We start from the raw sequence: 26,376 nt of genomic DNA, 5'->3' as shown, positions 1-26,376 counted from the left end.
GCTGATGAATAACTGATTTAGATAATAAACGTAGAATAAGTTCAATTTCTTCCATTCTGTTAAAAAGAGATTAAAAATCTATTAGTTCCCTGAACCGTCACCTGTTTGACGCCCTTGAACTGATGTTACTGCATCTTGGAACATTGCTGTAATTTCACCACGTAATGTTACTAAGAAGCCCACTACTGCTACTGCGATAATACCTAATACTAAACCGTATTCTGTCATCCCTTGACCTTGTTCTTCTTTAACTAGACCTTTTAATTTGTTCATCATGATCATTCTCCTTTTAATTGTATATTTTTTGTTTATTAATTATTGTGCAGATCCATCTCCAGTTTGACGGTTTTGTACAGAAGTTACTGCATCTTGGAACATTGCTGTAATTTCACCACGTAGTGTTACTAAGAAACCTACTACTGCTACTGCGATAATACCTAATACTAGTCCGTATTCTGTCATCCCTTGTCCTTGCTCTTCTTTAACTAAACCCTTTAATTTGTTCATCATGTTAACATTCTCCTTTTTCTCGATTATTTTTTGTAATTAAATTGTGTGAGTCATTAGTTTCCTGATCCGTCACCAGTTGCTCTTGTTTGTACCGTTGTAACTGCATCTTGGAACATTCCTGTAATCTCACCACGAAGTGTTACTAAGAAACCTACTACTGCTACTGCAATGATTCCTAATACTAATCCGTACTCTGTCATCCCTTGACCTTGTTCTTCTGATAACAATGCTTTCAACTTTTTCATTGCTCCCCCTCTTTTCCTACGACTCGTTGATTTCTAACATATCTCCAATGTTAGTGTTTGTTCTACTGACAGTCCCTGCTGGAAATTCGAACACGGATGATGCAGAACGATATACTTTACTGACTTTTCTCGGTGACATCGATTCTACGATTCCAACTATCTCAAGATGTTTATTGACGAACACAACATCAATTGGATAGTTCATGAAATACGTATGAACCGACTGACAGGGTTTAAGATGAAGGCTACAACCATCTGGTAAATCCTTCGAGAATATAAGCCCTTTTAGTCTCGTTAGGAAGGAATATGCTTTACCTACCTGAGTAGCTAGTTCTTCTTTATTCCTCTGGTTGATCAACTTCACTCTTCGTTCACCTCCTAGTGATAAAGAAAAAACCCCGCCTTTACCGAAAGGTGGGGTTTTAAATAGCACAAAAAACGCCCAAATCTTTCGGTAACTGGCTGGCTTAGTGTGATTTACACACCTTAGCCCCTGTAGCTTTGCGTCACTGGCTTTCACCAGCTTTGCCTTTATCGAGACTCAGCGTTTTTAATTCCGTCTGATCTCTTACGTCTATATTAAAACCACATGATAAAAAGAAGAATCCATCAGACTGCTTATTTTCGACAAGTTTTTTACTAGTCTCATTGTCACAATTTGTAGAAAATTATGGAATAAAACGTGGGAATTTTCAGTTATTTTACAGAAATATTAAATTCAAGTTACTTTTTTACTATTTCTTTAAATTTCTTTTAAAGGAAATTACCCCCATAAAAAAACAAGAGAACTCGTATATTTAGAGTTCTCTTGTTTGTCTAACATTTAGAATGAAAGCTCATTTTGTTGATCTTTATTTATACTTATTCCACGTCCACGAATGAGGAACACTATTAAAGCGAGTAGTGCAAATAACAAAAAGAATAATGATAATACACCCACGTTTATCATATTACCGTTTAAGGATATAACAGATTTAAAACCTTCAATTGTATACGTAAAAGGTAGGAAGATGCTTCCTGCTCTATATTCTTCAGGTAACATCTCTATTGGTAAGTTTGCACCTGTAATCGACAACTGCATCACAATAAATGCAATGGCAACCCATCTACCAAAGTTACCTAATGACGCTAAGAATAAGACAATCGCCGAAAAGACAACGCTTACAAAAATAGCAAATAGAATAAATCCTCCTGAACTTTCTACCATTAAGCTTTCACTATTAGGAAGTAGGTTAAATCCAAATAATACAACAAAGGAAAGAATTAACGCCTGCACTACTGACAATGATGCAAGCTTCACAAACTTCGCAACAAACCAACTTACACTTGATACATTTTGTGGCTTTGTGAAATTGATAAACAAGGACATAATCAAAATCCCAACCATTAAACCAAGTGTTACGACATATGGAGCAGTTGAGTCACGGTAAAACTCATAACTGTTCACTTTACTTCCCACTAACTGTACAGGAGAAGCAAACATAGCTGCATTCTCTTCCGCTAAATTAAGTCCACCTGTTTTCTCAGATCCTTCTTTTAAACCTGTAGCCAATTGTTTTGTTCCTTCATCAACCTTAGCAGCACCCTCGTTTAACTTCATAGTACCTTCAGCTAACGTCTTCCAACCTTCATCAACCGATTTGTTTCCATCATAAATCTGTGTAGCACCTGAATTTAATGCTGATGCACCTTTTGTTAATTCGGTCCAACCATTTCTCACAGTTGCATTTCCTGCTGCTACTTGTTTAGCTCCAGCTTCTAACTCAGATGCTCCGGTGACAATTTGTGATTGACCAGCTACAAGTGCTTTTAATCCTTCATTAATCTTAACCACACCTGTATTAGCATCTCCTGCTAAACCATCAGAAACAGATTTTGCTCCTACTGCTAGTTCACCAGATTTAGTAGATAGGTAAGTCAAACCTGCAAGGATTTCATCCGCACCATTTTGAATATCTCCGTAATATGGTCCAACTAGAACCGTTGGATTTGCAGCCTTATAAGCTTCTAATCCAGCAACAAGCTTTTCAGCACCTGTTTTTAGTTGGTTTACTCCACCCTGTATACCAAGAGCACCATCCGCAACTCCCTTACTACCAGGTTTTAGTTTAGTATCAAAGGCCGTACGAAGTGTCGCACTACCTGCTTCGGCTTGTTTCAAGCCACCCATAACCTCAGCAGTACCATTTTTCAATCTTACGGTACCTGCATGTAATTCCTGGGCACCATTTGATAGTTTCGTAATATCTCCTGATTTCCCTCTTAAGCTACTAAGTAGTTGTCCTGTACCCGCTTTCAAATCTTTGGAACCGCTTGCAAGTTTTGAGATGTCAACTAACTTGGAGGTAACGGATGTATTCAGCTCATTCGTCCCTTGAAGAAGCTGGGAAGTTCCTTCAGCAAGTTGCGTGGAACCATCTGATGCCTCTTTAAACCCGTCAGCTACATCTTCTAGGCTTGTAAACATGGTAGCCACATAAGTTGCAGTGATTGTATTTGCAAGTTCTTCTCTAATTTGCGTTGTAGCCGACTCCGTTACTTTAGAGGCTAAGAAGTTTAAGCCTTCGTTTTGAATGTACTTTAGTTCAAGTTTTGTTGGTTCAGAACTTAGCACTGTTGTTGCCCGTTCAGAAAAATCCTCTGGAATGACAATGACTAAATAATATTCATTATCTTCCAGTCCTTCCATCGCTTCGTCTGAACTTACAAACTCAAAGCCTAAGGATTTCTTTTCCTTCAACGACTCTACTAATTTGTCCCCCACATTCATTGGCTCTCCGTTCGAGGTTGCTCCTTTGTCATCGTTCACTACTGCAACTGGCAGGTTAGAAAGATTATCATAAGGACCCCAATCTGGACTGAGCATAATACCTCCAAAAATCACAGGCACTAGTAATGCACCAATCACAGAAAATAATATTGCCTTGTTTGCAGCAAGCTTCGAAAACTCTGAAGCAATTAATTGAAACACATTCATTTAAAAACCCCCCATCTATTTAATTTTGATTACAGAATAATGAATGAACACCCATTCATTACACTAGTAATCTATTTTCATAATATTTAAAACTTTTAAACAAATCAAGGAAAATTTTACTAATATTTAGTAAATATTTACTTCGGTTTTCGTGCTTTTCTCACACAAAAAACAGTGATTCAATGAACCACTGTTTTTTTTTAGATTATACCGCGAGCTCTTGATTGTAATTTCTAGAGTTGAGTCTCCCTTTTATAAAGAACACCATATATGCTAAACCAGCAAAAACAACTAAGTAACTAGCTAAGAATCCAATATTATGAAATGCAGCTGTAGGATGATCTAGACTTATTACAGATTTGAAACCAGCAATTGCATACGTAAATGGTAAGAAATTACTTACGTTTTGATAAAATTCTGGCAGCATTTCAATCGGCAGGTTTGCACCTGTGATAGACAGCTGCAGAACGATAAATGCTACAGCAATAAATCTTCCGATGTTACCGAACGTTGCGAGGAATAAAACGATTGCCGCAAAGGTAACGCTTACAAAGATTGCAAAGAAGAAGAACATTAACGGATTCGTAACCTTTAAATCCAGTCCAAAATATACAACATTTGTGACGATTATAGCTTGTAATATCGCTAGCGACGCAAGCTTTACATATTTAGCAGCAAACCAACTAAAGCTAGATACAAATTGTGGCTTTTGGAAGTTAATGAATAATGACATGATTAAGATTCCAACCATTAGACTAAGTGTTAATATATATGGTGCAGTTGAATCTCTGTAGAATTGATAGCCATTTTTTTTATCAGCTACTAGTTCTACAGGAGAAGAAAACATTTGAGCATTTTCTTTTTCTAAGTTTAATTCACTTGTTTTTTCTTCTCCTTCTTTTAGTCCTGATGCTAATTGCTGGCTACCATCATTTACCTTTCCAGCACCTTCATTTAATTGACTAGTTCCAGCCGCCAAAGTTTTCCATCCTTCATTTACAGCTTGGTTTCCGGAATAAATTTGTGCTGCTCCTGAATCAAGTTGAGTCACTCCTTGTGTCAAATCTGCCCACCCTTTATTTACTTGGGCATTGCCATCTGCAACTTGTTTCGCACCATTTACAATTTGCCTTTGACCTACAACAAGCTGATTTAATCCATCATTTAAAGCCACTACCCCTGGACCAACACTATCCGCTAATCCGTTTGAGACTTTATGTGCTCCATCTGCCAAACCGATAGATTTTGAAGACAAAGTGTTTAATCCTGCTAAAATTTTATTAGCTCCATCTTGAATTTGTTTGTAATACGGACCAACCAGTACTGTTGGATTTGCCTTTTTATATTCTTCTAATCCGTTAACAAGTTCTTGTGCTCCAGCTGCCAATTGAGCAGATCCTCGTTGTATTGCCGTTGCACCATCTGCAACAGCTGCACTTCCTGGTATTAATCGATCATACAAACCGTCTCGTATCTTCTTACTACCAGGTTCTGCCTTTTCTAAACCTGCTAGTATTTGGAGTGTACCAGCATGCAGTTCTTGTGAACCATTTGCTAATTTGGAGATGTCACCTGATTTTCCTTGTAAGCTATTTAATAACACTCCCGTTCCTTCTTTTAATTGTTTTGTTCCATCTGCTAGCTTCGAGATGTCACCCATTTTCGCTGTTACAGATGCATTCAGTTCATTTGTGCCATCATGGAGTTGTGTCGTTCCCTCAGCAAGTTGCTTGGATCCATCTGCTGCTTTTTCAAATCCTTCTGCTACTTCTTCAAGACTTGAAAACATTGTTGCTACATAGGTTTCTGTTATTGAATTGGCTAACGACTCTCTGATTTGAACCATTGCCGATTCCGTTACTTTCGAAGCTAAAAAGTTCAGACCCTCATTTTGAATATACTCCAACTCTAGCTTTGTAGGATCAGCATCTAAGACCGTGACGGCTCTTTGAGAAAAATCTTCTGGGATGACAATAGCTAAATAATATTTGTTCTCTTCCAAACCTCTCATTGCCTCTGTAGAATTTACAAATTCAAATCCTAAAGAATTTTTCTCTCTTAATGATGCTACAAGTTCACTTCCGACATTCAATGGCTCTCCATCCTTAAGGGCACCATGATCGTTGTTGACAACTGCAACAGGTAAGTTAGATAAATTGTCATATGGCCCCCATTTTGCATTAAGTAGAATCATTCCATAAACCACAGGAACGAGAAGGGCACCAATTACGGAAAAGAGAATTGCCTTATTAGCAGCCAACTTCGAAAATTCAACAGCTACTAGGTTAAACACATTCATACAACTACCTCCATCCCAAGCAATCTAATCTTTCACAAACACTGAATGAACATCCATTCACTTTATTAATAATCATAATATTTTAAAAAATGAAACAAATCCATCTATTATTACACCGAAACTGCAATTTACTTACTATGTACTAGTGCAATGTAACCCAAAAGTTATAAGTGGTTTATGCCTATTAGATATAAATGACTAAAAAACAAAAACTCCATTGACATGGAGTTTTTAGCTTCTAGAATTTTTTAAATGACTTTGATGAGGATCTTTTACCTGTAAAGGTTTCTGCCCACTCTAATAGTTCTTTATACTGTAAAGGCTTAGCGAAATAATACCCTTGTATAGTTAACACTTCTGGCATAGAACTCAAAAATTCGATTTGATCCTCAACTTCTACCCCTTCGATCACGACATGCAGATTTAATGATTGACAAAGTGAAATAATTGCCTTAATAATCGCTGAATCTTTGTTTGATCCAGGCACATCATCAACAAAGGATTTATCAATTTTCAATGTAGTAATAGGCAATCTTTTTAAATAGGAAAGTGAGGACACACCTGTACCAAAGTCATCTAAAGCAACAGAAAAACCAAACTCCTTAATTTCTTTAACAGATCGAATTGCATTATCAATATTGCTTACGAGACTTGTTTCTGTCATCTCCAGCTCGAGATATTTTGCCGGAATTTTATGCTTTTGAATACTTTCTTTTAATACTCGTAGTAATCGTTCAGATGTAATATAAGGACCAGGAATATTGATCGCGACTTGCCAAACAGGTTGTCCCTGTTCAATAGATGAAGCGATTTGTAAACCGACTTCATTAATGACCCAGTCTGTTACGTCAAACATCCTCCCACTTTCCTCTAAAATCGGTATGAATAGTCCAGGTGATAACGGACCATGAACAGGATGACTCCAACGAAGGAGAGCTTCTACACCCATAATTTCTCGTGTATTAGAGTTTATTTTCGGTTGATATACAAGGTATAACTCTTTATCTTTCATTGCCCTGTCTATATCATCAAGCAAGTTACGTTCAAATGAATACGTATGAATCGCAGGGTCAAATTCAACAATTTCATTATTATACGATATTGATGGATGGTGTAAGACCGACATTGTATTCAGAAAAAGCTGATTAATTTCCTTTTCAGCAGTTGAATGATCAATTGCCGATACCGTTTCTAACACTACTTTGTGATCGTTGACAACTAAAGGTTTCATTAAAATCGACAAAATTCGCTCCATTGTAGTTTTCATCTCAAGGAAGTCATTTTGATCACGAGTCAACAATGCAAACCGATTTCCTTCAATTCGATAAAACTCAGCTGAAACAGGCTTTAACTTTATAAGTAAGTCAGCTACAGTTCGAATGATTTCATCGCCCATTTCGTAGCCATATCCACTATTTAATCGTTCAAGATTGTGTAAATGTAAGATTGCTAACATACTAGGAACATTTGAATTTTTAATCGATTTTTCAAACTGTCTTCGATTTGGTAATTTCGTTAAAGCGTCAAAATAATTTAAACGATATTCTACGTATCTATCCAACACACCTGAAAGACCCGTAATACCGAGTAAAATCGAAATACCCACCGTCACACCAACAACTAGCATCGTAATATCCATTTGGTGTAAGTGTAGTGCAGCAAATGGTCTATTTAACTCTTCTACATAGAAAATGACAGCTTTCATCCCCGTATAATGCATGCTGGAAATTGCCAATCCCATTATTATAGCCGTTAAACTTCTTACAAATATGTTCGTCAAAAAGTTCAAATTTCTCGAAAAAATGAACAATGCAACAAAGGAAACAACGATTGCAATCACTACTGATACGAAAAATAGTAGAGGATCATACACAAACTCGACATCCATCTTCATAGCCAGCATACCTGTATAATGCATCGCCGAAATGCCAACTCCCATTATAACTCCAGCTATCACATAGGACCAAATGGACTTGTTTGTCCGATTTGATATATAAAAAGCGAGGAAGGAAGCAAGTATTGCAGGAATGACAGACAATATTGTCAATTGAACATCATAATCCATCTTAAGTGGAAGCATAAATGCACTCATCCCAATAAAGTGCATTGACCAAATACCAAACCCCATCGCAAATGAAGCAAGTGTAAGCCAAAAGTGCTGATGAAAAAAGCCATTCTGCTTCATTTTTTCGTTCATCACCAACGCTGTATACGAAGCAACAATGGCAATAACAATCGATAGAATGACAATTGAAACCGAATATTTTCCATGGAGTATAACAATTTCACTTGAATTAGGCAACGTAAACATGAGAATCACCCCCTGACTTTTAGTCCTATAATGTATATCGACAGAGATTGACTCAAAATAATACGTTTTTCATGATTGCTAATAATTACTAATTTTATAAATCTAATTTGTTTTACACACAAAAAAAAGAGCTAGCGAATGCTAGCTCTCTTCACGATGATCCTTATAGAAAATTCTAGATACCGCAAGTCCACATAGGCCAAGAATAATGAACAGTATTGCTCTTATAAAGATTGAGACATATGCTAAATCAATCAACAAAAGTTTTCCTAATGTCACAAATAATAGACCGATACCAAAAATACGTAGTACTTTGTTGTTTCGTTTGGCCCCAAGGACAATACAAGAAATTGCATACAGTGCCCATACAATGGAAACGGTCATATATTGAATATTAAGTGATAACCATAAGTTCTCCGTAATTACACTTACCGTTAATGAAGTGAAAACTAATAATAATAAAGTAAATAGGATATCCATGATCTGCGTGAATTGCTTTTGTTCCTTTACAAACACTGTTTTAAATAGCAACAGTCGTAAACCAATAAAGGTACCTAATAAGATTAACCAATTTAAGTATTCAATCGAGAAGATATAATAAAACCTGTCCCCGATCGTCATTAACGCAGCAATTATGAATATAAATGCCCCTAGTAGCTGCTGCACTTTCGAGGTAGCTTTAATTCCAACATAAATTGCCAGCACTGCTTGTATTAGAAAAATCCCAACTAAATCCTCAAGATTAAATCGACTTGCGAGAAAGAAAAGAAAAGACAAGGTAGAAACAGGTAAAGTTAAAGATAATCTTGGTCCACTTTTCTTCCAGAAATATAGAGACAATAATGAATAGACTACAAACAAACCTAGTAAGGTGAATTCATATTGAAAATCATTTAACGAAACCTCGATCCACAGCACCGTAAGGATAAAACTCGTAAACAACGTTCCCATTTGCTGCTCTATCCGGTTCATTCGATCCATACTGAATGTGACCAGCAGAATGATGTGTTGAATTAAGATGGCTATACTGAAAACTTCAATATCACTTGGTCTTATTAGTAAACTTCCAGCTAGTAATGTCACGTGAAGGAGTCCAAATGCAACGTGATATAGAATGATGTATCGTTTCTTTATCGCAAACAGTAAAAGGGAAATATAAAAAATTGTTTCAAAAGCAATAAAACCTAAAATATTCGGGTTTGTACTTTCAAGTAAAAAGGGAATTAAATAGCCTCCAACAGCGGTTACAATGGCAAGTGGTTCAGATTCATGACGATGCGAAAAATAAATACCAAGCCCAATCCAGGCAATGTTAATAAGCAATGCTACTAGTACCGGAACCATCGCGTATATAACATGCATCGAAAACGTAACGATCAATAAGAGTACCACACTACCGCCAAGAAGAACTTGCCCTAAGGCAATCCGGCTCTCCTTAATTTGTTTATTTCCAAGCCAAACCAAAAGAATTGCTGCAAAAAACCCTATGCCAATCTTAACAAAATTATTAAGAAGTCCGTAATCTGACGCTGCCTTAAACGCCCAAATCACCCCAAGCAACAGGACGAAAATAAAAATTCTCGGCAACCAAACTTGCCCGATTTGTTTTTCCCAGTCAATGGGCTTCGCTTCTTTCGGTGCAAGAGGAGGTTTTTTTACTTGCTGTGAAACAGGTTTAGGTGCCGCAGGTTTTTCCACCTCTTTCTCATACTTTAACTCCTCTATTAACGTTTTTAATTCTCTTGCTTCGCGTTGTAGGTCAATCACCCTTAACTCTAGTTGTTCAATTCGTTGTTTATCTGTCATTCCAATCTCCTTTAGCCTAAGAAATCTTTCCTCCCTTATATATTCGTTTTCATTTAAAAATATCCTTTTTGGCTAAAAGGTTTACATGCATCAACCTTTTTATACTTGCTGCTTATGTTGGGTCCGTATCTTCCCATAAAAGATAATTCCACTAGCCAACAATAATACACCAAATAGAAAGGTTTTAAGATCAGACGTACCTGCTATGATGACCCATAAAGAGTAAATCGTTGCAAGAATGGCAATAATCCCATCTGCCATCCTCCACTCTCCATTTGAATACGTCTCCTTTGTCCAAACAAGTTTAAGCTGGAATACGGAGGCAATAAAGTAAGGAACTAAATAGGATAACGTCGCAATATAAATAATGAAATCAAACGCTGCTGAAATGGAGTTCGAAATAGTTGAAAAGATAAAGAATTGGCCTAGTATATTCGTTACAACTAATGAAAAAGTCGGTAATCCTTTTTGATTTTCTTTTAAAAAAATGGGTAGGAATAACCCTTGTTTCGCTGCTTGATACGGTATTTCAGCGCTTAACATAATCCATCCAATTGTTGACCCTATTAGACTAATTAAACCAATCGCCGCAAGAATTTTGCCACCTATCGATCCTAACACCGTTTCTATAGCATCTATTAATGGCTTTTCTGATTGAACTAAAACATCTTGTGGAAGCATTCCCATTACTAGAATACTTATTCCAATATAAATACCTAATGCAATTAATAAGCCCAAGATGGTTGCACGTTTGACATCCAATTGCTTTTTCGCACGTGATGCAAACACCATTGCAGATTCGACACCGACAAACGCCCAAAGTGTTGTAAGTGCGGCACTATTTATTTGTCCAAGCAAGCCCAATGTTTGTCCATTTGTAACCTCTTTTGTTGAAATGAAGGGTATGATATAAGCTTTTTGAAAAGCAAATAATCCAGCAACAATAAACAATACAAAACCTAATACTTTTGCTGCAGTCGCAACAAAGTTTATTTTTCCAGCCCCTTCAATTCCTTGCAAAATAATAAAGTGGGTTGCCCAAAGTAATAGTGTACAAACTACAAAAGTACTTAAATTACCGAGTCTAAGTGAGAAGGTTCCACTAGTATATAGTACAGTTTCATCCGTTAAAATCGGAAAGAAGGTTGATAAATAGCTTGCAAAAGTAGTAATGATCGCAATATTGCCAGCTAAATTTCCGATCCAATATCCCCATGAAGCCATAAAGCCAGATAAAGTTGATGCGGTCGAGCCTTCTGAAAATAATTCTTTCGCATAAATCTGTGGCCCTCCTGTTAGGTTTGGTTTTCTAATAGCTAAGTTACCAAACACTAATGCTACCATTAACACACCAAAGCCAGTTAAAGTCCATGCAAGCAGAACACCTGCAGGACTTGCCACCTCAGATAACGTCCTTGGTAACATAAAGATCCCCGAACCTACCATATTTCCTACAACAAGTGCTGTTAATATCCAAAATCCTAATTTTCGTGTATCAGTCACAGCTGTTACTCCCTCTATGTATGGCATATTTGTTTTATTTTATGCCATTCATGTGTATCGTAAACAAAGAAAGAGGTAGACAGTCAAAGACCGTCTACCTCTTTTAAGCAAGGGAATTAGTTGTTTCCATTTCCGTTACCTTTATTATTCTTCTTTTCTTCAGCTTTAGCTTGACCTTGTTGCTTCTTTTCTTGACCTTTTTGTTTTTTCTCTTCAGCTTTAGCCTTACCTTGTTGCTTCTTCTCTTCTGCCTTTGCTTTAGCTTGTTGCTTCTTCTCTTCAGATTTAGCAGGAGCAGTTACTGCTACAACTGTTTCTTCTTCAACTTCTGTTACTTCTTCTGTTGTTTCATTTTCTGTAACTTCTTCAGTTGCTACCGTTTCTTCTGTAGTAGTTTCTTCAGTTGTTGTTTCTTCAGTTGCTTCTTCTTCAGTTCCGTATTTCTTTTCAAGCTTTGCAATCTTTTTATCTAACTTAGCAAATGATTTTTGAATGTTTTTCATAAGTGCTTGCTGTGCTCTTGGGTTTTCAACATGACTTAATGCTGCTAATAGTGCATCAATATTTTGACCAAGCTTAACTTCAACAGTTACTTCTTCTTCTGTTGTAGGCTCGTCTATTGCAACTACTTCCTCTTCTGTTCCTTCTTCTACAACTTCAGTTTCTTCAGTTGCTTCTTCTGTTCCTTCTTCTGTTGTCGTTTCTTCAGTTCCTTCAACATTCTCTAACTCTTCAGTTGCTGCTGTTTGAGTTTCAATCGCTTTTTGTAATAACTCAGTTGCTTCTTCCGTTTTACCTTCAGCAATTAATGCGTTTGCTTCTGCAATACGCTCTGCCGCAAATTCAGCTAAAAGTTGTGCTTCTTTGTAGTCATCTACAGTTACAGCAAGACGAATTTGCTCCATGAATGATTTTACGAAATAAAAGAAATCTCCAGGTACTAATGATGGTGCTTCTTCTTGTACTTCAGTATCTTCTTCTACAACTTCTTCCGTAGATTCATCTGTTGTTGTTTCTTCTGACACTTCTTCAGTACTTTCTTCAGTTGTTGTATCTGTTCCTTCTTCAGTACTTTCTGTTGTTGTTTCTTCAGAAGGCTCAGTAGAAGTACCACCTTCAGTTAGTTCAATAACCTCTAGTGTTTCGTCAGAAGTAGATGTGTCTCCATTTGCAAATGCTGCGCCTGCTCCATAAGAGAAAATAAGTGCTGATGCTACCATGCTGCTTACTAATTGTTTTTTCATGTAAACCTTGTCCCCTTTTTAATAAATTTTTCACTACAAATTTCGACTTAATAAAAATCTTTATGTCGCATTTTTTGAAAATATTTTTTTCTATTAACACTCCTAACTTGTTTGAAGTTGACTGTTCGGTAACAAGATTCGAGTGTAAGGAATTCTTTTGTGTCGCAAAAGTAAAATATAGTACAAAATTGATTATGATTGTTCGAAACAATAAAATCGAGATTGATTTTTTGGAAATAAAGTAAAAAAAGACTAACTCATGTTAGTCTTCCAATAACTCAAACGATAGCCCCTTTTCGAGTATCCCTTTTATAATAGAAGGTAAAGCCTTCACAGTCTGCTCAACCTCATGTAAAAGGATGATAGAGCCTTCTTCTACATGATCAACAATATTGGATGTTATCCTCTGTGGTTCTGATTTCAACTCCCAATCATAAGTGGAAATGTCCCACATGACAGGGGTCATTTTTAATTTTTCTATTATATTCATCGTTTCTTCATTATAACGACCAAACGGTGGTCGAAAGTATTTTACTTCAATTCCAGTTAATTTTTCTAATATTGATTTGCTACTGTTTATATGGTGAAATTGTTCCTCTTTCGTTAACCGTGTTAAATTGCTATGGTTATGTGCATGTGAACCGAGAATGTGCCCTTCTTCTAATAGCCTTTTCCACGGTCTTTTTGGATAAACAAGGCGTGATTGCCAGAAGAAAACCGCTTTCACTTGTTTCTCCTGCAAGATATCTAGAATATCTTTTGTATACTTTCCAGGACCGTCATCGAACGTTAGGACAACTCCTCTTCGTGGAGTATGACCTTCATTAATATTTTTGATCCACCTAGGATCATTGAAATCGTATACGATTTCTTGCTTTACTACTCATGGATTATTCAATATATTCACCCCTTCTAAATAATGTAGAAACGAATATTTCAAGCAAAATATTATAAAATATGACATGAACTTGTTACTATATAAATGTTACTATTTTATACTATATCGATTGGATATGAATACATAAAGAAAGAAGTGAAGAAAATGTCTCATAAAACACTAAATGATATTGCTATTTCTGTGTTAGACCTTTCTCCAATTGTCATAGGAAGTACAGCGAGGGAATCATTACTAAACACAATAGATCTTGCTCAGCATGCTGAAAAATGGGGGTATAACCGTTACTGGCTTGCAGAGCATCATAATATGCCAGGTATCGCTAGTTCTGCAACTGCTGTCGTCATTGGACAAGTTGCTGCAAACACCTCCAAAATACGCGTAGGATCTGGCGGTGTCATGCTTCCAAACCACGCTTCCCTTGTTATTGCAGAACAATTCGGAACGCTAGAATCACTGTTTCCTGGACGAATAGACCTTGGCTTAGGCCGTGCACCCGGCACAGATTATCGCACGATGATCGCATTACGTAGAGATCCAAGAAAAACAGGCGATGACTTCCCAGAACAGTTATCAGAGCTTCGTTCTTATTTTAACCCTTCTTTAAGCTCAGAAAAACTACTGGTTCACGCCGTTCCTGGTGAAGGGTTATCAATTCCAATTTGGCTATTAGGTTCAAGCGGTTTTAGTGCGCAGCTTGCCGGACAATTAGGGTTACCATTTTCGTTTGCAAGCCATTTCTCACCTGCCAATACACTACCTGCCTTAAACTTATATAGAAGCAACTTTACCCCTTCTGATGAACTTCAAAGACCATACGTAATGGTTGGAGTTAATGTGATAGCTGCGGATACAGAAGAAGAAGCACAAAGATTAGCTACATCCATGTATCAACAATTTTTAAACCTAGTCCGTAATAATCCAGGACAATTACAACCTCCAGTCGATAATATGGACGAATTATGGAGTGAGCAAGAGAAAGCAACTTTGCAGCAACAACTAGGAGCATCCATTATCGGAAATCGTGAAACAGTAAAGATGCGACTTCAAAGCTTCTTAGATGAAACAGATGCTGATGAGATCATCATTAATACTCAAATTTATGATCACAAAGCACGACTACGTTCATTTGAAATTGTATCCGAATTATTCAATTCATAAAAAAGTATGGAGAAAATCAGACTAATGATTTTCTCCATACTTTTAAAGATCACTCCTTCGTTAATTGCTCAAAATACATTCTTGCTTCTTCTAGATCATTTGAACTTAACCATCTTTGATTTTCGCAATCTAGTATTCGATAATGCTGGGAGATCATGTTTTGTTGAAGACGATACACTCCATTTTTCTCAACTTCTTTCCACCAAACCTTACCCCCGAGCGTTTTAGGTTTCGGTTTATGTAACCCATCATGAACATAAACATCCAGCATCTCAAGCGGGTCTCCTCCCAGTGAGTAATGTAAAATTTCACTTTCACGGAATAGTGCACACACCACTACCGCTGTTGACCATCCTGCCAATATTCTATCTTTTTCAATTTGAACTAACGTCTTCTTAGAGATCCCTAATATTTCGGCCATAGCCTCTTGTGTATGTCCCGCTTCTGTTCGAATTAATCTAATCTTCTGTGATATTAATCGAATAAATTGCTCTTTATTCATTGTAATGACCGCCTTTAATGAGTATGAATGAATGGATATATATCCTTCTCTGATTTAATAGAAGATATATTATCTGGAGGGATGATAATGGTTGTAAAAGTTTTTCCACTATCACTTTCGTATGAAATAAATAATTCAACATTCGTTAACTCTCTGTTTTGAATTTCCTTAATAATCTCATATATTTTTATGCTAACTTTCTCTTTCTCCTGTTCTGTAAACTCTCTTTCAAACTTTATCATAATCGTAAAGGGATGTTCCACCTGACTATAGTGAGGGATATTTCCAACACTATAATATTCCGATCCAATACCATAGATTGGTTCAAACAAAATCGTTTCATCTTTGAATTGCTTTTCTAGTAGTGGAGAAAACTCACTTTTAAGTTGTTGTGTCCATAATGCTTCCGCATAATAGTCAACGTATGGACTGTTTTTATTTTGACCTTCTTCTACATGCACTTTAATTGTCGGGTCTTCTTTAAGCGTAAATTCGGTTACATATGTTCCCATCTTAAAATTATAACCTGACTTCTCTTTTACGACTTCAATGTCATACTTATTCTCAATATATTCCTCCATTTTTGATGCACTCACAATTCGATGCCAAGGAGTTCCGTTAAAACTTACATACAACCAGACTGAAATGGTAAAAATGATAATCAATAACGAATATCCAAAAAACTTTTTCATCAAATAACCTCCGCTACTCTTTTAGTGTAATTTTACACTATTTACGCCGTATTGCAACCATTATTTTCCTGAACTAACTCTTTCCAGTGAAATTGTATTGTTACGTTAATTAACTTAAAAAAAATGAGCTGATTATATGAGTATTATTTTAGCGCTACTTGCAGCATTATTCGCTTCATTTACGGCGATACTTGCCAAAATCGGAATTGAAGATATTAATTCTAATCTTGCAACTGCGATTCGTACAATCGTTGTGCTAATCATGGCATTTTTCATGGTTTTGATTACCGGTGAAGTGCAATCCATTTTTAAAGTTGAAGGGTATTCTTTGTTTTTTTTAATCTTATCTGGTTTTACGACAGGGTTATCTTGGCTCTTCTTTTTTAGAGCCATCCAAATCGGGGATGTTTCAAAAGTTGTTCCGATTGATAAAGCAAGTGTTGTGCTGACTATTTTATTATCCTTTATCATCCTTCAAGAGCCTGCTACAACATTTATCATTATTGGTGGCTTATTCATTTCAATTGGAACATTTGTATTAATTGGTAAAAAGAAAGACGAAAAAATCAAGAAGAAAAAAACTACTATCTCCAGCTCATATATATTTCTAGCAGTTTTAGGTGCTGTTTTTGCATCCTTGACAAACATCTTAGCGAAAATTGGGATTGAAGAAGTAGATTCTAATGTGGCTACGTTTATTCGTACAATTGTCATTCTCATCTTTTCGTGGGGAGTTGTATTTTTTCAAAAAACAGTGAGTGAGGCTAAAAAGATTTCTAAGAAATCTTATCTATTTCTTATTTTATCTGGGGCAGCAACAGGCTTTTCTTGGCTATGTTACTTTGCTGCAATCTCCATAGGTAAAGTAAGTGTCGTGACACCGATTGATAAATTTAGTGTTGTCATTACAATGATTCTTAGTTATTTCATTTTAAAAGAGAAAGCAACAATGTATACGATTATTGGTGGTATATTTATTACTATTGGAACGATCTTTCTAATTTTATAAGTAACGCTCTGTTAAACTTAATTGTTGATTTCAGTGAAGGTCTGGCGCATTCCGCGGGTTGTCTCACTTGGACACGCCGGATATCCCGCAGGAGTCGCCGCCTTCCACTGCAATCAAAGATTCAAAAATCAACATTCTACTTTAACAGAGCCGTAAGTCAAAAAAAATATATAATGAGATAAATCCCCTCTTCAAAATGTTTAATTAACCAAACAGATTCCTTCTTATCCTATTCTTTTAGGTAAGTTATAGCTTTTTGGATGTATGAAATTAATGGGCTTGAGGTATCTATGACCAAGAACATGCCATTCTCTGGTTTCTTACTATTAACTAGCGCCTTCTGAAAGTAATCCTTTGATTCTACTTTTTCAATTTGGCTAAGTAATCGATCTCTGTTCTGTAATCTTCTATTCACCTCATGAAAATCATCCAAATAACATTCAATATATTTGTATTTGACAGAATACTTCTTTGCAAGCTGCATTCCTCGTACTAATCCTTCTGTATAAAAACATGGACTATCCAGTACGACACTTTTCCCCTGTGATAAATGGTAATCGGTAAGAGCCCATTCCACCTTATACGCCATTTTACCCGCTTTGTTTGAATCCATATGTTCATCACGATCTTCAAGTATTGCAGTCTTCACAACATCATGATCAAGTACGATGGCATTCGTTAATAATCCAATTTGTTTCGCAAGTGTAGATTTTCCTGTTCCAGGGAATCCTGCCATTTGTAGAAAAAACATGTTATCACACCTAGGTATCATTTTTTCATTATTATTCAATAGAAAGTTAACATTTCCTCTTTTCCTGTCTGTTTTTCGGCATAGAAAAAACACGGTATTTTCTTTTGTTGGAAATACCGTGTTCTTAATAGTTCTATGAATAACGATTAATCACTTCTTGTAGTTTATGTTTGATCGTAGACATTTCACTTGCTGAAAATGATAGTCTAATATGACTTTCATCCATATTTAACGCTTCGGATAGTAGGCTGCCTAAACCACGCGCACGACGGTCAACTTGTAGTAGTACATCTATTCTAGTTTCTGAAGCTGACAAGAATGTTACTTCTAATTCATCCAACTTCCCACGGAAAGATCCACTTGTTGGAACAAACTCAAATTCTTGAATAAACGGAAGAGTTCCTCTTAAATATCTTGGAGCCGCAATACATTCTGCCTCACGAATTCTGAACCCAAGCTCTTGTACAGACTGTAACACTGTATGAGCAAGTGGAGATGGTGTTACAGTAATAAAGTCTTTGTCAGTTGGATCAACCGCATTTTTTATATCAAGTCCAGTATGAATCCACACTCTCGTTCTACCTGCCGTTAATGGCGTATCATACGGTAAATCAAATGAAAATGGAATTTCTTTCTTCTCATTTGGTCCAATCGTTAACTTATCTAGTACACGAAATTTGCCAACTGTGCCTGTTTGTGTGAATTTATTATCATCCACTTCTTTAATATACGTTGTCATGACTGATAGGTAAATTTCATCAATTGGTTGTTCTGTGTTTCCACCTGTTATTTCAACTACACCTTGAACAGCTTCACCAGCTGAATATGTTCCTTTATGTAACTTTGTATCAACCTTCGCTCCACCAATTCCAATGCTTGCTAGTACTTTATTAAATAGTGACAATTGATTTTCCCCCTTTATAAATAAATAATCTTACCTATACATTCTATTCTTATAGCCTATTTCCTTTTACGTTTATTGGAAAATTTAATAGTAATCAAAATGAAAAGGAGTATTTCTACTCCTTTTATTAATATTTTGAAATTGTCGTTCCTGGAAAGTAATGCTGAATGATCTCTTGATAAGATTTTCCTTTTTGGCCCATAATACTTGCTCCCCATTGACTCATTCCAACACCGTGACCATAACCTCTGCCTTGCATCGTATAGGTTTTGTTTTGAAAATCTAATGAATCAATGAGATAACTCTTAAATAGATCCCCACCAATAAGTGGCCTGATCCGATTGATTTCTACATCCTTTAATTCATACTCTTCTAGCATAACAGTCCCATCGTACAATCTATGCAGAAATTGTATTGTAATCGACCCTTTTCTCGAACGTTTGGAATCATATTGGTCTTTTGAAAGCTCAAACGTAGGAATTGAAACAATCTTTATATCACCTGGGTATCCGTTTTTTTGCAACTTTTTCTTCATCGTGTTAGTAATTTTTTGGTCAACTTCTTCTGTTTCATCCCAACATTTTGAATCAGTCCAATCAACATTATCAAGTGAAATTTGTTCTTGATGTAAAGAGTATTCCCATGGATGAGTGGGATCATATGGGTCTTCTTTGATTGGGAAATAAGGCTCTGGATTTCCTCCCCATACATTTGCATTACTTTCTGTTACCCCACCATTGCTAGCAGAATAGAAAGCGTTAATTAGCTTGTCTTTATGGGTAATAACTTCTCCCTTTGTTTCATTTACTGCTTTCGTTGTCGATGCCTTCCAATCGTATCCACCATACACTTGGAACCGAATTGTATCGTCCATTTTATCGTTGATATGAGCAACTGCATAAGTTCTGGCAGCTAAGGCTTGTGCCTTTAACGTTTCAATCGGCCAGCTAGGATATACCTCTAATGGTACAACACCTTTTAAATAATCTTCCAACGGTAATTGATTAATGGGCCTAATAAATTGATTATTTTCTACTGCGAATTCCATAGCTCCTAAATAAGGATGATTATTAATTAAAATTTGATGATCTACATCGTACTTTTCTGGAACGATATATACAGAACCCTCGACCACTTGCTTTTGTCCATTTCCTTTGATGACTAGTTTACCTTTTTTCACAGATAAAGAGTAGTTTACACCGTCCTCAAATTGAAAAAATGGATTTAATGAGAAGTACCCTCCTTTTAACATTATGTCTAACTCAGAAGTTTCTTCAATGTTTTGAAAAAGTCGTACCGTCACCATTTCTTCTGCATGAATATTCATAGGAAAAAACAGAAACATTACAGCACTTAGGAATAATAGTATTTTTTTCATACACGTAGATTTCCCTGTTGACTACACTTTTTATTCTTTGTCATTGATTGGCAATTATATGAACAATTTCATCTTCAAGTTCCTTACCTTTACCTTCATCCAATAAGTGATTAAGCATGATCGAAAATATTAACTTCTTCCCACTTTTCGTTGTGATGTAGCCTGAGAGTGTGCTAACGGTTGAAAGGGTTCCTGTTTTTGCTCTTACTTCTACTCCGTCAGGTAGGTTGTGCATACGATGAAACAACGTCCCTCCAATTATCCGTTCACCAGAGCCGGCAATCGGCAGCGAATCGTAATACGTTGAGAACCATTTCTCACGCTGTAAAGAAAAAAGAATGGATGTAAAATCATTTGCCTTCATTGAGTTAACGTGTGAGATACCAGAACCATCGCGGATAATAAGATTGTCGGTATTTATACCAAGTCTCTTTAACTCTATATTTACCACTTGTAACCCACTATCCCAGCTTCCTTCATTATGAACTTTCTTTCCAACTTCTTTAACGAGTACCTCACCAATTCCATTATTACTTTGCTTCATAAATGTCATCACAATTTCTGCTAATGGTATAGAGGTATCTATCGCAATTTCCTTTGCATTGTCTGGTGTAATACCTGATCTAACTTTTCCTAAAACCTTAATCCCTGAAGAATGTAACGTTTCCTTAAATACTTGAGCCGTATATCCTGATGGGTCCCAAGTTGCGACCCAATCTTTTTGTAATGTACTATGTACTGGAATTGTTCCTTCTATTAAAATCAAGTTTTGTCCATGTTCTCTCGTAATGGTAAGATCCTTTACTCCCTTTTCATCTACAGTTTTTGCTTTATTTACGATTCTTACGTAGTCTGTATTTGGATAAGTAGAGACTCTTGGAGACTGTCCAATCTTACTAGGCCGAACTTCAACAATGACAGTCCCAGCATCATAATCTCTGTCCGGGGAAAGGTTGAGTGCTGAAACTTGACCACCGTAATATGTTTCCTCATCACTCCAAGGTAAGTCAATCGAATATCTCACATCATCAAACCACGTGTCATCTGCTATAACATCCCCTTTAATTGCCGTAATCCCTGATTCTCGTAGTTTTTTTGACAGTTGTTCCAAGTCTTCCAATAGTAACGTCGGGTCACCCTTTCCCCTTAAATACACATTTCCTAATAGCAAGCCATCTTTTAGAACTCCGTCTGTTAACACTTCTGTTTGGAAAGTATAGTCTACTCCCAGTACAGATAAAGCAGTCATTGCCGTAACGAGTTTTAAGTTAGAAGCAGGTTGTAGTCTAACGTTCCCATTATGGTTATATAGATGCGTTCCACTGTTTGCATCTCGAATACTTATTCCGGCTATCGCTCCATCTAGAATCGGACTTTGTTGTACGATTGAGTCTAACTGTTGTATTACTGAGTTTTGCATATTCTCTGCTATTCCATAGTGGTGAGGACCTATACACACTAATCCCACTACAAGAATAGGCATCATGAACATTTTTACGAGACTAGATTTATAAATATTATTCACCCTCCATTTTCAATTATCGATGAAAATACGAACGTTTCGTTGCTGGTCGTTTATTAAAGCATTCTTCACATTTCATAAATCTAAAGTTTTTTGGTAACTCAGCTCCACACGTACGACACGTTTTAGTTGGAATTTTAATACCTGTTTTCAGCATTTCATGAATACTATTAGAGAGATCTTCTCTCACTCTTTCCCAATAAACCGTTTCCGTTCTTCTTTCTAATCGGTATAAAAATAACAAGTGAAGTCCAACACTTTTATAGGAAAGTTCTAATTCTTCGAGACTATCCGTTTTGATGACGGGCTCTGGTAAGTCAGATTTATCAATAATGGAATACATGTTCTTTTTCCATTGTGCAGCGAGAGCTGGATCAGAAGCTGAAAACGGCATATTGATAAAACTATAAAGATCCTTTAATGACAGTCTTGCTGCAATTTCTGTATGTTTAATACTTTCATATAAATCTCTTGCTTCAATTAAAGGAGCTTTCCTCGTACCTGCTGGATTTTTATATTCCTTCCATAGTTCAAAAAATTCTCCTAGATTACGCGAGTATTTTTCGTATCGTTCCAACACATTACTTGTTGGTGCAATCGCAAAAGTATGAAGCGACTCGTCTTTCCCTTGAAGTAACTCAGTCATATGGCTAATATCTTTAGAAAACGCGACTTTACCAATATCATATATGCCTTTCCTTCCAGCACGTCCAGCTATTTGTTTTACTTCTTGAGAAGATAACGTTCTTCTTCTCGTTCCATCGAACTTTTCATTCTCTAAAAAGACAATTCTTCGTATTGGTAAATTCAAACCCATTCCTATAGCATCAGTAGCTACGATGACGGTTGTTTCACCATCTACAAACATTTTCATTTGTTTTTTTCGTGTTTCAGGTGGCATGCTACCGTATATCATGCTCACTTTATAACCGTCATCTTTTAGAGAAGAAGCAGTTTCAAGCACGCGACTTCTTGAAAAACAAACGATTGCATCTCCCTTTTTGGTCTGCTTTAAAGAGAATTCTCTAGCTTCAACTTCAAGAGGAATCTCCCTTACATACTCATATAATTCAATTTCCGCCTCACCAAGAAGCTGTAAGAGCATTTCCTTACTATTTAAGCTGCCGATAATATGAACTTCAGTTGCATTCGCTTTTGTAATCGCTTTGTACCAGGAATAACCGCGATCCTTATCTGATATCATTTGCGCTTCATCAATGACAATTACTTCATAATAGTCTTTCTCATAGAACATTTCGACAGTACTCGACAAGTGACTGGCACCATTAGTGATTTTTTCTTCTTCTCCTGTCTTTAATGAGCAGGGAACATCTTCATTATTTAATTTATCAAACACTTCTAGAGCAAGTAGACGAAGAGGAGCTAAGTACAGTCCACTTTGCGCTTCTTTCATTCTTTGCAGGGCATGATACGTTTTCCCTGTGTTCGTTTCTCCAACATGCAGAACAAACTTCATGGTGCGACTCGCGGATGGACTGTATTCCTTTCCGAATACATCCTCCATCATTCTTTCGTGTTCTTCTTTTCTACGCTGCAACTCTGCTTGTTCTTCAGCATATCTTAATTCCTGATTCTCTAAATCTCTGTAATACATTTCTAAATGTTGCTCAGAAGTAAACGGTACCTTTGTAACATTTCTTAAATCTTCAATAAACTCTGACTTTAGCTCATCTAGAAATTCATAGCTTAAGTCATATAACGGTTCAATAATAAATGCTTTTAATTTATCAAGCGTTAATTCTTGATGTGTTATTTTCTTATAATCCTGAGTGGCACTTGTTCCTAGTTTTTCCATAAACCATTTTGGACCCAAGTTAAATAAATAATCTGAGATAATCATTTGATATTGATTTTCGATTTCTTCCCAATCCAACGTCTTTCTTTTCCAATAAGGTATATATGATTGTTCTTCAATGGAATCTTCTATGTAGGATTCAACATTTGTATTTATAGAGCTTGGCTCGTAGCCACTGCGCTCCATTTCCTTTGTAATATGTAAGGCCATTTCGTACCTCACGTGAACATATAACTCATCAAAATACTCAGTCAGTAATTTTTCAATTTCGTTTTCAAGTTTATGAATGACACTTTGTCTCAGTTCGACTTCTTTTCTTCTTCGCTCCCTTTGTATATATTGATCTCTTGCTTCTTCATATGTTTTCTGCCATTCTTGTTTGTTATTGGAAAATTGCTCATCTAGCCATTTAATTACATTAAACGTTCTATATTCTCGAATCTCATTTTTGAACAATACATTTAACTGTTTTCGAGTGACATCTTCAACATCAAGCCCTTTTTCAACTAAAAATGCCTTTCGATCCTTTACTGGCGTTTGGCTGGAGGCAACGTTTACCCACGTATTTAACCATAGGTGAACGATAAATTGTCCACGTTCTCTTAAGTATTGTTCATATGTTGGTAATTGTTCATGGTTTTCGAGATATCGCGTAATATCTTCATATACTCTATCTATCGTTTCATTTTTCGCTTTTTCGTATAATCCGTTCATCATATTCATTTCATAACCCCTTTACGTACAAGCTAATCCATTTTATGGTTCTCTTTTTTTGGAAATTTATGTATCAACAACCATTAAAACTGTTGAGAACACACAAAAAAAGAGCTCATCGTGTAAGCTCATTAAAATTTCTTATTCATTGCTTTCTGCTTATTCATAATCTCATGAGACTTTTCAATAATATCAGCGAGAACGTCGCCTTTATATATTCTGCCTAGTTTCATATTTTCTTGATAGTACTCCACGATTTCATCTAGCTTCGCTGAAGTTTCCTTCGTAATTCTAACATTCAATTGAATTCGTTGATCATTCGACATACCCCTCACCCTCTCTATCTTTATGATATCATAGTGCTAGCAGTCTGTTAAATTAAATCTATCCAATGCAAAGAGCATGAGGAAACCCAATCACCTCATGCTTTTGACAATATCACTTGCAAGTCGTCTAACAAAGCACGACAACTTTTATAGGGTTTGTCTATTTTCAACAATTTTCTAAGTAAACTCCGAGTATTATTTGTAATCGCAAGCTCATCTTCCCAACTTTTTTCTTTTCTAGAAGAAGGCTCATAGCCTGAATACAATAAAAACAACAAGAAATGTCCGAGTGCATAAAAATCACTTTCGAATAATGGCTCTCTGTATAATCTCTTTTCAAAGCTAGCATCAAGTGTAGACGTTATATTCTCTGTTTCATGTTGAAAAACAGCTAACCCAAAATCTATAATAAATACTTCATCATTATGAAATAAAATGTTCGGTAGTCGAAGATCTCGGTGGACAATATTTTTAGAATGAATATATTCTACAACTTCGACTACTTTTTGAAGAATTCTTAAACTTTCGTTTTCATTATAGATTTTCCCCGTAACTAAAACTAACTCCTCAAAATTCTTACCCTCCATATGTTCCATGATTAATGTACTTTTAGATGCTTCTTCAACAAAATCTATACATTTGGGAATATGAGGATGAAGAAGCACATGTAATGTCTGAGCTTCTTTTTTTAATAACGCTTTACTTAGTTTTTCTCTTTTTCTTCTATTTTGTTTTATGATCACTAGTTTACTGGTATCCAAATCCAGTGCCAGGTACACAATACCATAACTTCCCATTCCAACAAAGTCGATAATTTCATATCGGCACTGTAAAATTACACCCTTTTTAAGTGGTCTTTCTAGTAGATATTCTATAAAGTTCCGTACCATTAACTACTATATGAACGACTAAAAAACCCGCTGGATTTGTTTTTCTTCTTATAATAACCATGTCCGTAATGTGAAGGATGCTTTTTGTAATGATTTTTCTTATAGTGACTACTTGAATAACGATGACCGTGTAATTTACTATTGATCAGTTGTTTTAATAGTTTTTTTAACATAGTAAGCCCTCATTTCTTTTTTTCATATCGAAAGAGAAAAACGCTTCTACCAAAGCTGGTAAAAGCGTTTTATGCATAAGAGGAGCCTTTACCATGATTGGCAAAGGTCTCGCTAACAACTAAAGTTGCCAATTAAAGCCGAGGATTATCATCCCGTAATGACGACTTTAATGTGAAAGCTACTCCCCTTTGATATGTAATTGTGATATCTATATTATACGCATTATGATTCAACAAAACAAGAATAATGCCTTTCATTCAGTGGACGATTCTTCTTTACTAGTCTGATCCTTCCAAATTTGAAAAGGATAAATTATAATCGCTATCAATAGCATCATAAGATAAATACCTGTTCTATTAATATTTTTTAGTTTCACAACACCTAGCCGTTCTATGAATGGTAAATATACATAGGAAAAAAAACCATCCAAAATCATATTTATTATTAGGTAAAATTTAAATCCTGACTTAAAAGTTAGATGAAATACCCACAAAGTACCAATGAAGAATGGACCTAAGACATATGATATATCTGTAGGTGTTACCCATGGAATAATAGGTTTTTTAACTTTCCACCATTTAAAGTAATGAGACATTTCATATACATATGTAACTAATAATGCTGCTAGAATTGCCGTTGGTATATATTGTTTTACAGACTTTTTGGGAATAAAAAAGAAACTTACCCACGATAAAATGAAATTCAACCATAATAATTGCTTAACCATTCCATTACTCCTTTCATTTC

Annotated in this window: 23 protein-coding genes and 1 riboswitch; of the genes, 2 read left to right on the top strand and 21 right to left on the bottom strand. The window is 36.0% G+C overall.

Going from position 1 to position 26,376, the window contains the following annotated elements; translation table 11 throughout:
* Positions 1-81 precede the first annotated feature (81 nt).
* The 11 genes from JR050_RS17760 to JR050_RS17710 form a co-directional block, all read right to left on the bottom strand.
* Positions 82-276, bottom strand: a complete 195-nt coding sequence (locus tag JR050_RS17760; RefSeq protein WP_204204988.1) for a Flp family type IVb pilin — start codon at positions 274-276, stop codon at positions 82-84.
* Positions 277-315: 39 nt separating this feature from the next.
* Positions 316-510 (bottom strand): Flp family type IVb pilin, encoded by a 195-nt coding sequence (locus JR050_RS17755; protein ID WP_204204987.1) that lies wholly within the window; start codon positions 508-510, stop codon positions 316-318.
* 53 nt (positions 511-563) lie between these two features.
* Positions 564-755, bottom strand: a complete 192-nt coding sequence (locus tag JR050_RS17750; protein ID WP_204204986.1) for a Flp family type IVb pilin — start codon at positions 753-755, stop codon at positions 564-566.
* Positions 756-771: 16 nt separating this feature from the next.
* Complete coding sequence (locus JR050_RS17745; protein ID WP_204204985.1) at positions 772-1,119, bottom strand: DUF192 domain-containing protein; 348 nt, start codon at positions 1,117-1,119, stop codon at positions 772-774.
* Between the two features lie 86 nt (positions 1,120-1,205).
* Positions 1,206-1,295: riboswitch (cyclic di-GMP riboswitch) on the bottom strand.
* Positions 1,296-1,578: 283 nt separating this feature from the next.
* Positions 1,579-3,732: a YhgE/Pip family protein gene (locus JR050_RS17740; RefSeq protein WP_204204984.1), complete on the bottom strand. Its 2,154-nt coding sequence runs from the start codon at positions 3,730-3,732 to the stop codon at positions 1,579-1,581.
* 205 nt (positions 3,733-3,937) lie between these two features.
* On the bottom strand, positions 3,938-6,031 hold the full coding sequence (locus tag JR050_RS17735; RefSeq protein WP_204204983.1) for a YhgE/Pip domain-containing protein: 2,094 nt from the start codon (positions 6,029-6,031) through the stop codon (positions 3,938-3,940).
* 238 nt (positions 6,032-6,269) lie between these two features.
* Positions 6,270-8,342: a bifunctional diguanylate cyclase/phosphodiesterase gene (locus JR050_RS17730; protein ID WP_204204982.1), complete on the bottom strand. Its 2,073-nt coding sequence runs from the start codon at positions 8,340-8,342 to the stop codon at positions 6,270-6,272.
* A 141-nt stretch (positions 8,343-8,483) separates the two neighbouring features.
* Complete coding sequence (locus JR050_RS17725; RefSeq protein ID WP_204204981.1) at positions 8,484-10,148, bottom strand: DUF2339 domain-containing protein; 1,665 nt, start codon at positions 10,146-10,148, stop codon at positions 8,484-8,486.
* A 99-nt stretch (positions 10,149-10,247) separates the two neighbouring features.
* Positions 10,248-11,651: an amino acid permease gene (locus JR050_RS17720; protein WP_346726774.1), complete on the bottom strand. Its 1,404-nt coding sequence runs from the start codon at positions 11,649-11,651 to the stop codon at positions 10,248-10,250.
* A 116-nt stretch (positions 11,652-11,767) separates the two neighbouring features.
* Positions 11,768-12,895, bottom strand: coding sequence for a DUF5667 domain-containing protein (locus JR050_RS17715; RefSeq protein WP_204204979.1), 1,128 nt, complete (start codon positions 12,893-12,895; stop codon positions 11,768-11,770).
* Positions 12,896-13,157: 262 nt separating this feature from the next.
* Positions 13,158-13,724: a polysaccharide deacetylase family protein gene (locus JR050_RS17710; protein WP_346726779.1), complete on the bottom strand. Its 567-nt coding sequence runs from the start codon at positions 13,722-13,724 to the stop codon at positions 13,158-13,160.
* Positions 13,725-13,937: 213 nt separating this feature from the next.
* On the opposite strand from JR050_RS17710, the gene JR050_RS17705 reads away from it, so the two are divergent.
* A complete protein-coding gene (locus tag JR050_RS17705) occupies positions 13,938-14,951 on the top strand; it encodes an LLM class flavin-dependent oxidoreductase (RefSeq protein WP_204204978.1) in 1,014 nt (337 codons plus the stop codon).
* A gap of 49 nt (positions 14,952-15,000) precedes the next feature.
* Here JR050_RS17705 and JR050_RS17700 read toward each other — a convergent pair whose 3' ends face one another.
* Positions 15,001-15,453, bottom strand: coding sequence for a helix-turn-helix transcriptional regulator (locus JR050_RS17700; protein ID WP_204204977.1), 453 nt, complete (start codon positions 15,451-15,453; stop codon positions 15,001-15,003).
* A gap of 14 nt (positions 15,454-15,467) precedes the next feature.
* Positions 15,468-16,145 carry a YfjL-like protein gene (locus JR050_RS17695; protein WP_204204976.1) on the bottom strand — a complete coding sequence of 226 codons (678 nt, stop codon included), beginning with the start codon at positions 16,143-16,145 and terminating at the stop codon, positions 15,468-15,470.
* A 136-nt stretch (positions 16,146-16,281) separates the two neighbouring features.
* Between JR050_RS17695 and JR050_RS17690 the strand changes: the two genes are divergently transcribed.
* Positions 16,282-17,154, top strand: coding sequence for an EamA family transporter (locus JR050_RS17690; protein ID WP_204204975.1), 873 nt, complete (start codon positions 16,282-16,284; stop codon positions 17,152-17,154).
* Positions 17,155-17,383: 229 nt separating this feature from the next.
* Here the strand turns inward: JR050_RS17690 and JR050_RS17685 are convergent, their stop codons facing one another.
* The 8 genes from JR050_RS17685 to JR050_RS17650 all read right to left on the bottom strand — a co-directional run bounded on the left by JR050_RS17685 (position 17,384) and on the right by JR050_RS17650 (position 26,356).
* On the bottom strand, positions 17,384-17,905 hold the full coding sequence (locus tag JR050_RS17685) for a P-loop nucleotide/nucleoside kinase family protein (protein WP_204204974.1): 522 nt from the start codon (positions 17,903-17,905) through the stop codon (positions 17,384-17,386).
* Positions 17,906-18,038: 133 nt separating this feature from the next.
* Positions 18,039-18,809: a sporulation protein gene (locus JR050_RS17680; RefSeq protein ID WP_204204973.1), complete on the bottom strand. Its 771-nt coding sequence runs from the start codon at positions 18,807-18,809 to the stop codon at positions 18,039-18,041.
* Between the two features lie 127 nt (positions 18,810-18,936).
* Positions 18,937-20,187 (bottom strand): SpoIID/LytB domain-containing protein, encoded by a 1,251-nt coding sequence (locus JR050_RS17675; RefSeq protein WP_204204972.1) that lies wholly within the window; start codon positions 20,185-20,187, stop codon positions 18,937-18,939.
* A 40-nt stretch (positions 20,188-20,227) separates the two neighbouring features.
* Complete coding sequence (dacB, locus tag JR050_RS17670) at positions 20,228-21,679, bottom strand: D-alanyl-D-alanine carboxypeptidase/D-alanyl-D-alanine endopeptidase (protein WP_204205142.1); 1,452 nt, start codon at positions 21,677-21,679, stop codon at positions 20,228-20,230.
* 46 nt (positions 21,680-21,725) lie between these two features.
* Positions 21,726-24,248, bottom strand: a complete 2,523-nt coding sequence (locus JR050_RS17665) for a DEAD/DEAH box helicase (protein ID WP_204204971.1) — start codon at positions 24,246-24,248, stop codon at positions 21,726-21,728.
* A gap of 122 nt (positions 24,249-24,370) precedes the next feature.
* Positions 24,371-24,565, bottom strand: coding sequence for a hypothetical protein (locus JR050_RS17660; RefSeq protein WP_204204970.1), 195 nt, complete (start codon positions 24,563-24,565; stop codon positions 24,371-24,373).
* A 95-nt stretch (positions 24,566-24,660) separates the two neighbouring features.
* Positions 24,661-25,455: a serine/threonine protein kinase gene (locus JR050_RS17655; RefSeq protein WP_204204969.1), complete on the bottom strand. Its 795-nt coding sequence runs from the start codon at positions 25,453-25,455 to the stop codon at positions 24,661-24,663.
* Positions 25,456-25,882: 427 nt separating this feature from the next.
* The gene (locus JR050_RS17650; protein ID WP_204204968.1) at positions 25,883-26,356 is read right to left on the bottom strand and encodes a hypothetical protein; all 474 of its coding nucleotides are present in this window, start codon (positions 26,354-26,356) and stop codon (positions 25,883-25,885) included.
* Between the last annotated feature and the right edge of the window lie 20 nt (positions 26,357-26,376).

Origin of the sequence: Bacillus suaedaesalsae (assembly GCF_016890225.1) — a bacterium.
Lineage (GTDB): Bacteria > Bacillota > Bacilli > Bacillales > SA4 > Bacillus_BS > Bacillus_BS suaedaesalsae.
The sequence above is the reverse complement of the archived record's forward strand: the minus strand, read 5'-3'. Positions and strand labels throughout refer to the sequence as shown.

What these genes read in the sequence shown, in the direction of transcription:
- JR050_RS17760 (WP_204204988.1), bottom strand. Translation starts at nt 276, where the DNA reads ATGATGAACAAATTAAAAGGTCTAGTTAAAGAAGAACAAGGTCAAGGG.
- JR050_RS17755 (WP_204204987.1), bottom strand. Translation starts at nt 510, where the DNA reads ATGATGAACAAATTAAAGGGTTTAGTTAAAGAAGAGCAAGGACAAGGG.
- JR050_RS17750 (WP_204204986.1), bottom strand. Translation starts at nt 755, where the DNA reads ATGAAAAAGTTGAAAGCATTGTTATCAGAAGAACAAGGTCAAGGGATG.
- JR050_RS17740 (WP_204204984.1), bottom strand. Translation starts at nt 3,732, where the DNA reads ATGAATGTGTTTCAATTAATTGCTTCAGAGTTTTCGAAGCTTGCTGCA.
- JR050_RS17735 (WP_204204983.1), bottom strand. Translation starts at nt 6,031, where the DNA reads ATGAATGTGTTTAACCTAGTAGCTGTTGAATTTTCGAAGTTGGCTGCT.
- JR050_RS17730 (WP_204204982.1), bottom strand. Translation starts at nt 8,342, where the DNA reads ATGTTTACGTTGCCTAATTCAAGTGAAATTGTTATACTCCATGGAAAA.
- JR050_RS17725 (WP_204204981.1), bottom strand. Translation starts at nt 10,148, where the DNA reads ATGACAGATAAACAACGAATTGAACAACTAGAGTTAAGGGTGATTGAC.
- JR050_RS17715 (WP_204204979.1), bottom strand. Translation starts at nt 12,895, where the DNA reads ATGAAAAAACAATTAGTAAGCAGCATGGTAGCATCAGCACTTATTTTC.
- JR050_RS17705 (WP_204204978.1), top strand. Translation starts at nt 13,938, where the DNA reads ATGTCTCATAAAACACTAAATGATATTGCTATTTCTGTGTTAGACCTT.
- JR050_RS17700 (WP_204204977.1), bottom strand. Translation starts at nt 15,453, where the DNA reads ATGAATAAAGAGCAATTTATTCGATTAATATCACAGAAGATTAGATTA.
- JR050_RS17695 (WP_204204976.1), bottom strand. Translation starts at nt 16,145, where the DNA reads ATGAAAAAGTTTTTTGGATATTCGTTATTGATTATCATTTTTACCATT.
- JR050_RS17690 (WP_204204975.1), top strand. Translation starts at nt 16,282, where the DNA reads ATGAGTATTATTTTAGCGCTACTTGCAGCATTATTCGCTTCATTTACG.
- JR050_RS17685 (WP_204204974.1), bottom strand. Translation starts at nt 17,905, where the DNA reads ATGTTTTTTCTACAAATGGCAGGATTCCCTGGAACAGGAAAATCTACA.
- JR050_RS17675 (WP_204204972.1), bottom strand. Translation starts at nt 20,187, where the DNA reads ATGAAAAAAATACTATTATTCCTAAGTGCTGTAATGTTTCTGTTTTTT.
- dacB (WP_204205142.1), bottom strand. Translation starts at nt 21,679, where the DNA reads ATGTTCATGATGCCTATTCTTGTAGTGGGATTAGTGTGTATAGGTCCT.
- JR050_RS17665 (WP_204204971.1), bottom strand. Translation starts at nt 24,248, where the DNA reads ATGAATATGATGAACGGATTATACGAAAAAGCGAAAAATGAAACGATA.
- JR050_RS17660 (WP_204204970.1), bottom strand. Translation starts at nt 24,565, where the DNA reads ATGTCGAATGATCAACGAATTCAATTGAATGTTAGAATTACGAAGGAA.
- JR050_RS17655 (WP_204204969.1), bottom strand. Translation starts at nt 25,455, where the DNA reads ATGGTACGGAACTTTATAGAATATCTACTAGAAAGACCACTTAAAAAG.
- JR050_RS17650 (WP_204204968.1), bottom strand. Translation starts at nt 26,356, where the DNA reads ATGGTTAAGCAATTATTATGGTTGAATTTCATTTTATCGTGGGTAAGT.